The organism is Sulfuricaulis sp., assembly GCF_040901545.1.
Classification (GTDB): domain Bacteria; phylum Pseudomonadota; class Gammaproteobacteria; order Acidiferrobacterales; family Sulfurifustaceae; genus Sulfuricaulis.
On record NZ_JBBDYL010000011.1, the window covers coordinates 1 to 8,103 of the forward strand.

The following is an 8,103-nucleotide window of genomic DNA, read 5'->3' on the forward strand; positions in this document are numbered from 1 at the left end:
GTCCGTTGGCAAGAAGCCAAGGGACGTTGGCCTCGTGCGTGATCCGGTAGACGAGGGTCGGGTTAGGAACGGGCACGTGTCAGCGCGCGAGCAAGATGGATTGCAGCAGCACTCGCGATGGTACGCCCCCGCTACCCCCGCAGCACGCTGAACGCCCCGTAGAGCTCCATCGGCAGCGCGACCTCGAGCTTCCAGTGCAGCGACATCGGGCAGTCGCCTTCGATGTGGATTCTGGTAGCCGGACCCAGGACGCAGTAGGCGGCTTCCTTGTTCTCCCTCACGAAGAGGAAGAGGCGCCAGCCGTTCCCAGGGCTCTCGAGGTAGCGCCGCCCGGCGGGCGTGTCCGGGCCCGCGTTGTTCCGGGATCTTCGCGTCCTCGAGCGCGATCTTTCCGGATTGGTGCTGGGTGCGCCTCGACTCGGTCAGCCAGCCTGCCGCGGTCAGCAGCGGCAGGATGATCTCCACTTTGTTGCGAATTGGGCCTGGGATTTTCCCCATTCGTATCCTCGGAACACGTCGAACCGCACCAGCAACCGCTCCCTGTCCGGCTGATCCCTCTTTCGTTCCGGCAGATGCAGCTTCTCGTGGTGCAGTTTCTTAAGTGTCTCCAGCAGCGGCCCATCGTTCTGCGTCAGCAGTTTCTTCGATACATGAATCCGAAAGTCGGGATCGATGCCGATGAGGTGCGCGTCGAACGCCGCGTGATGGATCTTGGAGAGCGGGATTCCGTTCGGCACGGTCGTATCCCGCACACTCCGCAACCAAACGTGAATTCAATTGTCTGTCCACACGACCTCACATGCTAGGTAATCGCCGATAGTTATCTTGACGCGGACGCTGCCGCCTTCGTCGATCGCTTGGTAACAATATCGCCCTTCCTGAACCTCTACCCAGTCGTTGATGATCAAACCCAGAGTCGTTCTTCCGCCGTTCTCGGATTCAAGAGCGATCTGGGTCACCATTAGCCGCTGGGTCTGTCGCGAGCCAATTTCGCCAAAGGTCTCCAAAACCTGAACCGACTGAAACGAGTCGCGCTCTTCTTCCGTCATGAGTGAGAGCGGCCACCATTCCAAAGACGCCGGCTCATGTCGACACGGCTGACTGAGTTCGTATGCGGCGTGTCCTCGTGCCAGTTTCAGAAGGACGTTCCGCACACGGTCCGGTTCAACATGGAACTTGGTTTGGCCGTCCTCTGTCGTCTTGGCCGCTTCTAACCGGGCCCTCAATGCAGGTGCCCTCTTAAGGATCTCTGCGACTCTTGGCCTGCGGATGTGCGCCGGATCTGTCGTTCCTGCCACCACCGATTCAATCAGGCAGGCAAGATACTCCTCATCGCTAGAAAAGCCGTTGTTGCAGTCACGGCAAGCTGCAACGATCGGAAGATTTTCGGGAAGTGGTTCATCAAGCAGCACACGAGAAGGAACGTGATCTCCGGTTTCCTCGGGTCCACCGCAGTAGATGCAGCCGTTGATTAGCCGGTCATCTGCGAAGTCCTCCAATTGGTCCATGACTGCTCTTGGATACCTAATTCATTTCTTCTTGTCCCCTTCAAGCCTGGAAACCAGAGCCTCCCAAGTGACGTTCGCAATTCTCTTCTTCCCTTTGGTACCGGAATAGATCGCCAAACCCGCCGAATTTACCCAAAGCCTGCAAACAAACTTCCGTTTTTGACTGTAGCCCCATACGGTCAGACCGCGAACACCGAGCTGAATTTCTTCATCGTGTATCAGGTACGAACTGCGCCTCTTCATAGCCTACCCCCGTAGCTGGATTCAATACTGCTTCACTAGCAGACTTGGATCGTTACGCCCGACGGACTAGCTCCACTTTCGCTAGAACTTTAGCGCCGCCCGATCTTAGATCGTGCTCCCACAACCTTAGAGGCTTCCATCCGCTTGCCTTCAACTGCTTCACAACATAACGATCTCGCTTCTTATTGCCTCCAATTTTCTTAACCCAAAAAGGTCTATTCGTCGAAGGAATAGATCGGCACTTGCTGCATCCGTGCCAGAAGCATCCGTCCAAAAAGATCGCGACTTTCTCCCGGCGGAAAACTACATCCGGGGTACCAGGTAGGCCCGAACGAGTGCCGAGCTTCCAGCCTCGGATCCCCGAGCGAACTAGAAGCGACCGAAATCGCAGCTCCGTCGACTTTGTCCCCTTTGATCGATTGCGGCTCATTACCCGAGCGCGCGTCGCTCTATCTAAGGTGTCCACAACTGTTCCGTATTAAGTGCTTTCACGTATCGACTCGCGCAGAGCCACCGCATGGCGCCGGATAAACTCCGGCGGCAATGCATTGCCGATTAGCAGCGCCACTGCATATCGGTTGCCGTTCAACGGAAACCGATAAGACTTTGGAAAGGTTTGAAGCAACGCCGCTTCTCGAAGCGTAATAGCTCGATCCGCTTGAGGATGAAGAAAGCGCCCCTTCGAGGGATTTATGCAACCGCCCGTAATAGTCGAGGACGGCTTATCCCATGCCATTCGTCCATACACGTCGCGGAATCCGTCAAAGCCTTGATGACATTTCAGTTGATTCTTCGACCCAAGTGCGCTTCGACTCCCGCCGTTTCGCGGGATTTGGCGAATGATTTTCCGAACCTTCTTGCTTCGCTCGACCTTGTAGTTGTGAAGTATGTCTCGGCTGCGCGACGGCGGAGAGAGCTTTTCGATGAATTGCCGAACCGTTCTTCGGTTTCGATCGTTCGGCGCAAACCCCGGGAGAGTCTCCCTGCTCGCAAGCAACACGAGACGCCTTCGCCGCTGAGGTACACCAAAGTTCACCGTATTTAAAATGTCCCACTGAACCTGATATCCCAGGGATTCGAGCTTTGTCCGAAACTTCTTGAATCGACGATTCTTCGATAACCGCGGAACATTCTCCAACATGACGGACACGGGGCGCAAAGTACGAATAAGCCTTAGAACATCGAATATCAAATCGTTGCGAGCGTCTCGATTCCATCGCGTCCCATTGTTCGTACGCATCGCCGAGAAACCCTGGCAAGGCGGGCAGGCGGCCAGGAGATCGAGGTCGCCCCGCTTTAGTCCTAGTGCCTGCAAGATCGCGGGACCGGTTAAACGCCGTACGTCGGTTTCCCACAGACGTACTCGCTTGTGATTTAGCCTGTAAGCACGACTTGCCAGAGGATCTAGTTCAACCGCACCCAGGACCTTGTAGCCGGCTTGACGGAGACCTTCGGTCAATCCGCCGGCGCCACAAAACAAATCCAATGCGGTCGGTTTTGCCATCAAACGAACGTTTCGCTAACTAGACGGCGAAAGCGAAAGCGTAGTTGCCCGCCGGAAATCTGATCTGCGGCCACCACGCCGCGTTTCCGCCGCCACCGGCCTTAGTTCGCAGCAGAAATAATGTCAGTTTGTCCTGGGGTACCTTACCTGCCTCCCCTCCTTCCAAAATTCCCTGCGTTTCGCGACGATTCTCCTTCAGGCCGCGATCACGATCGACATAGAGATACCCCGTCTTCTGACCTCGAAGCTTCGCAAACTGCTCAAGCGATCCGGCAATTGCCTCAGCGTCCCAAACGCGCTCCGCCTCCGCATCGTCTGGCATAGTCAGCTGAATCAGCTTTCGAATTTCCTCGATCGGCATCTCGACGTGTGTCTTGTCGCCGATTCCTTCTACTTTCTTATCTATTTCCTCGGTGGAACTCTTGACGCTCTGGTCGCGAAGAACTTGCGCGGGGTTGTAAGTGCCGCCGCCTGCATAAGCTCCTATGGAACCCGGCGCGAGGATATTACGTCGAGTGGGATTGATGCCGCCTTCAACATAAACGCCGCGAAATTGCTCGCTTGGGTTCCCGCCGATCAGCTCTCTCAGACCGTTCTCCATCTTGTTAATTGCCTTGAAGACCACATGGAGCTCGTTCGGAAGGAAAAGGCGCAGCAAGCCGATGTCCTTGCGGCGATATCCGTACATGCGTGCGTGCTGCAACACGGTGTCTGCCTGCGGCCTCTTGGGATGCCGCCCGTAGTAGCTCACCAGAAGGTTTTTAATGGTCACTCCTCGACCCAATTTGTTCCCGCCGACGAAAAGGTTGTACGGCGATTTCACTGCCACGTCCTCGTCCGTCTGACCGTTTACCAACTTGACCGTGATTCCGGCGGAGTAAAACCCTATCGCTTCGACCAATACTTGAAAGTCCATTTTCGTAAGTTCGACATGAGTCGACGAGAGGTCGTCGTATGCGTCTCGGAGCCGTTTCAAAACCACCTGATTCTTGTGCGTAACACCGACCGCAAGGTCAGTCTTGTACTTTCGCAAAAGATTTTCGATGTGCTTGTGATCTGCGGTTCGGGTGCTTACGTGACACAAGAAAGCGCAATTCTGATCGACGTCTTTCTTCCGTTTATAGGTAGCGCCGATCATGAACGTGTCGAGCGCCAGAAGGAGAGAAGTCGGAATTTGGAGAGAAGGCGCCGGCTGCGGGCCCGGCGCAAGCGTCGTGATGTCATGCAGATCGAACTCGTCGACGAGCTTCGACCCGTCGCCAAAGAAATCGTCTCCGCCGACGTAGTCCGCACCGGGATGACTCAACACGGTGAACTTGGGTCGGAAGTCGTGCCCGGGCGTTTGAAGAAAAAGCGCCTGCGGAGTGGCCGTCACTTGCAGGTAAGTATTCTTGTCGAAAAACCCTCTCAATTCGCCGATAAGACTGTTGATCGTGCTTCTCGGCCCGTTGGGCCGACTTGCCCGCGTATCCAGGCTCGCTTGATCCGCCTCGTCGTCGATGATCAAGCAGGCGAGACCTTTTACTTTTCCTTTCCGAAAGTTCTCGATTAGCGTCCTGAGCATTGCGCCGTTCTTTGTCGTCACGATCGCGCACGTACTGCCCTTGATTCTTTGCATGAAGCTATCGAAGTCCTTAAATTCCTTCTTCCCGATAATGTCCATACCCGGAAAGGCTTCGCGTGCGCGGCCGAGCGTCTGTTCGTAGAGGGGATCGATGTCGGAAGTAAGAATGATGACGGTTCGATATCCTTCGTCGGCACCCAACGCCCCGGTAACCGTCAAAACGCCCGTCTTTCCGCTCTGGATGAGTCCGTAGATCAGCCCGTTTACTTCTTCTTTTCCACCGCTCAACGGGTCGACCCATTTCTTCTCGACTTCTTCGGCAACGTCGTTTATCTCTTTGACTTCGTCGTCGTTACCGATTTGCTTCTTGAGCAAACTCAATACTTCGTCGCGATGTTTCATGTTTGCCTCAACTCAAAAGACGCTGCCAATCGGAAGGAGCGATTTTTCTTGCTACGACTCCGTCCGGCCCGCTGACCTCGTAGTGCTCCCAGTGCTTTCTATAGCAGGCAACGTGTATCGCCGATTTTCGAGGAGCGGCGATACTTAGGTAGTCTTCGTACGATACCGTAGCGATTCCGTCCCCCGCGCAGATCAGGCCAATTGCAATTTTCCGTTCGGCAGCCCGTTCATTGAGCAGAATTTGCTCGTCCGCCGTAAAGGTAAATCCCCAAGGACTACGAACTCTGGTGCTGTACTTGAGATACGCGAGCACACGACCGTTCAATACAAAAAAGGGATCGTCATACTGAAGGGATCGAACTCCATTGGAACGAATGAGTTGATGGAGCGCTGCCCCCTCGTAGAAGGCCTGCTTAGCAATCGCCATGTCGACCCTCGCTAGACCCGGAATACTTTCATCACCTCATCCCCCAGATGATTGATCACCTTCACCGCGATCCTCCCCGACTTCGGCTTCGGGAAGGGCCGTGAGGTATCGCTGTTGAGGCTTGCCCAGGCATCGGCGTTGATCTCGGCCTTGAGCGTCGTCTTCAGCGCGCCGTAGTGGTCGTTCGCGCCGAGGAAGTAGGCGTGGCGCACGAAGAAGCTTTCCTCGTTGTAGTCGGTGTCGATGAACCAGCAGGCGATGCCGTCGGGGCCGTCGCTGCGCACTTCGCCCGTCTGCGGGTGGAACACGTCCACGCCGTTCACCTTGATGCGCACCCTGCCGTCCTTGTCGTTCAGGACGGAGATGTCCGGCTCGCCGAAGATGACGAAGAGGTTGCCCTTGCCCGTCACCTTCAGGTCCTCGGCCATGTGCAGGTCGGCGTTCATGCGCGCCTTCAGCACCGGGATGCGGCCGAGCTTGGCGAACTCCGTGGCATGCGCCTCGTAGTTGAACGCGCAGGCCACCAGCACGTCGAAATTCGCGTCGCCCGCCTCGCGCGCCGCCGCCACCAGATCCGGCCGTGTCACCGTACCGAACTCCGGGCCGATAAAAATCGCCGCGCGCTTCTCCGGCCCCTTGCCTTCCTTGCCCTCGTTGTAGCGCCCCTCCGCGCACACCAACTCCCCCGGCCAGGGCACGAGCGAGGTAAACGTAATGCGCCCCGCCTTGTCCGCCTGCTGTACTCCCGCCGCCTTCAGGTTCTCGAGGATCATCTGGGGGAAACTCTGCTTCGCTGCGTAGTCCGCGCCCGGCTGAGCCGCCGTGTCGATCAGCTCGTCGTCCTCGTCGACCCCCAGCACTCGGTGCGGCGACAGGCTCTCCACCGTGAACGGCCCCGCCACCCGCACTTTCTTGCGGTCCTCGTAAGGCTTGTCGTAGAGATACTCGAACTCCGCCTTCTCCGCGATCGACGCGTCGATCTCCTTCTGCCGCTCGATCCTCGCCTCCCACCAGCGCTTGTGAAGCTCCTTAACGACAATGCTCCACTTCTCTGTCGCCTCGCGCGGGATCTCCCACTCCTCCCACTTCTCCTTCAGCTCCTTGTTCAGCTTCGCGCGCAGCGGCTCCAGCTTCTCCTGCCACTTCTCCCAGATGACATCGATCTCGGCATTGTTCGCGATCGACTTCAGCGTAATGTGCGGCACCCGCTCGTACACGAAACCCTGGCGGATATCCCCCCGCACCGGCTGCGACGACGGCACCCCATGCGTCACCTCCGCCCCCTTCATCTGCCCCTCCCGCGAATCCGCCAGTAGATAGAACGGATACCGCGCGCCCATCACCCTCGCCCTAGCCAGTGCCAACGCAACTCTCGATGTATCGATCGTGATCCACCGTCGTCCCCACTGCTCTGAAACGTAAGCGGTAGTACCTGAGCCACATGTAGGATCGAGCACCAGATCGCCGGGATCGCTCGTCATGAGAATGCATCTCTCGACAATCTTAGGAGTCGTCTCCACGACGTAGCGTTTGTTGGATGCACCACCGATATCAATCCATACGTTGCTCAAGAGGAATGCCGGGAAGTCATCAATCCGACGTATATAGCGAAGTGCATTCTTTTGAGGTAACAGTCGCCCTGCAGTCCCCAACCTTCTCATGCCGATTTCACTCGTTTTCCAAATGCTTTGCATAGTTGGAGTAAACGATCGGCCTTCACATGAAACGGAAAACCACGATGCAGCACCGGCGCCTTTCACGCTGCCATGGCTCCCTGTGGATTGCAATTGATCCGCGGTAATTAGGACAGCGCCATTTGGAACCTCGCCTTCTCTTTCTTCAGCTGTGGCCGCACGCCGCGTGCCGTCAGCCTGCAATAGCAAGTTATAGTGGCCCGCCCCCTCTCCTCCTGCCGCTTTCTCGCGATGCAGATCGCGATATTTGCAGTGTTCCCTGTTACGGCAATACCAAACAATGTAGTCGGCGACCCCCGGGAGATAGTCGCTAGTTGCAGAGGTCGTTTTGGTAAGAGTTATCAACGATATAAAGTTCTCATCACCAAATATCTCATCCAAGATCTCGCGCACTCGATGAACGTTCTCATCGCCGATCTGAATGAAGACGGATCCAGATTCGCTTAAGAGGTCGCGCGCGACTGTGAGGCGATCGCGCAAATAGGTAAGGTAACTATGAATCCCGTTGCGCCAAGTGTCGCGAAACGCTTTCACTTGCTCGGGCTCTCTAGTGATGTGGTCAGCACGACCGTCAGTTACATCTCGCGTCGTGGTTGACCACTGGAAGTTACTGTTGAATTTGATGCCGTAGGGCGGGTCAAGATAGATACACTGGACCTTGCCGCGCAGGCCTTCGCGTTCGGCGAGGCTGGCCATGACCTGGAGCGAGTCGCCGAGGATCATGCGGTTCGACCAGTTCTGGTCGTGCTGGTAGAACTCGG

7 protein-coding genes are annotated in these 8,103 nt (G+C 56.4%); all 7 read right to left on the minus strand.

Annotation, left to right across the window (positions count from 1 at the left end; all coding sequences use genetic code 11):
• Window positions 1-440: 440 nt before the first annotated feature.
• Window positions 441-737 carry an HNH endonuclease gene (locus tag WD823_RS02580; protein WP_368427923.1) on the minus strand — a complete coding sequence of 99 codons (297 nt, stop codon included), beginning with the start codon at window positions 735-737 and terminating at the stop codon, window positions 441-443.
• 36 nt (window positions 738-773) lie between these two features.
• The gene (locus WD823_RS02585) at window positions 774-1,508 is read right to left on the minus strand and encodes a hypothetical protein (protein WP_368427924.1); all 735 of its coding nucleotides are present in this window, start codon (window positions 1,506-1,508) and stop codon (window positions 774-776) included.
• A 295-nt stretch (window positions 1,509-1,803) separates the two neighbouring features.
• The gene (locus WD823_RS02590; protein ID WP_368427925.1) at window positions 1,804-2,217 is read right to left on the minus strand and encodes a very short patch repair endonuclease; all 414 of its coding nucleotides are present in this window, start codon (window positions 2,215-2,217) and stop codon (window positions 1,804-1,806) included.
• A 12-nt stretch (window positions 2,218-2,229) separates the two neighbouring features.
• Window positions 2,230-3,255 carry a DNA cytosine methyltransferase gene (locus tag WD823_RS02595; protein ID WP_368427926.1) on the minus strand — a complete coding sequence of 342 codons (1,026 nt, stop codon included), beginning with the start codon at window positions 3,253-3,255 and terminating at the stop codon, window positions 2,230-2,232.
• Between the two features lie 19 nt (window positions 3,256-3,274).
• Window positions 3,275-5,221 (minus strand): Z1 domain-containing protein, encoded by a 1,947-nt coding sequence (locus tag WD823_RS02600; RefSeq protein WP_368427927.1) that lies wholly within the window; start codon window positions 5,219-5,221, stop codon window positions 3,275-3,277.
• A 7-nt stretch (window positions 5,222-5,228) separates the two neighbouring features.
• Window positions 5,229-5,648 carry a hypothetical protein gene (locus WD823_RS02605; RefSeq protein ID WP_368427928.1) on the minus strand — a complete coding sequence of 140 codons (420 nt, stop codon included), beginning with the start codon at window positions 5,646-5,648 and terminating at the stop codon, window positions 5,229-5,231.
• Between the two features lie 11 nt (window positions 5,649-5,659).
• Window positions 5,660-8,103 (minus strand): site-specific DNA-methyltransferase (locus WD823_RS02610; protein ID WP_368427929.1); only part of this gene is annotated, 2,444 nt, incomplete at its 5' end.

Bases quoted from the DNA above. Each gene is read 5' to 3' on its own strand.
- WD823_RS02595 (WP_368427926.1), bottom strand. From the start codon at position 3,255: ATGGCAAAACCGACCGCATTGGATTTGTTTTGTGGCGCCGGCGGATTG.
- WD823_RS02600 (WP_368427927.1), bottom strand. From the start codon at position 5,221: ATGAAACATCGCGACGAAGTATTGAGTTTGCTCAAGAAGCAAATCGGT.
- WD823_RS02605 (WP_368427928.1), bottom strand. From the start codon at position 5,648: ATGGCGATTGCTAAGCAGGCCTTCTACGAGGGGGCAGCGCTCCATCAA.
- WD823_RS02585 (WP_368427924.1), bottom strand. From the start codon at position 1,508: ATGGACCAATTGGAGGACTTCGCAGATGACCGGCTAATCAACGGCTGC.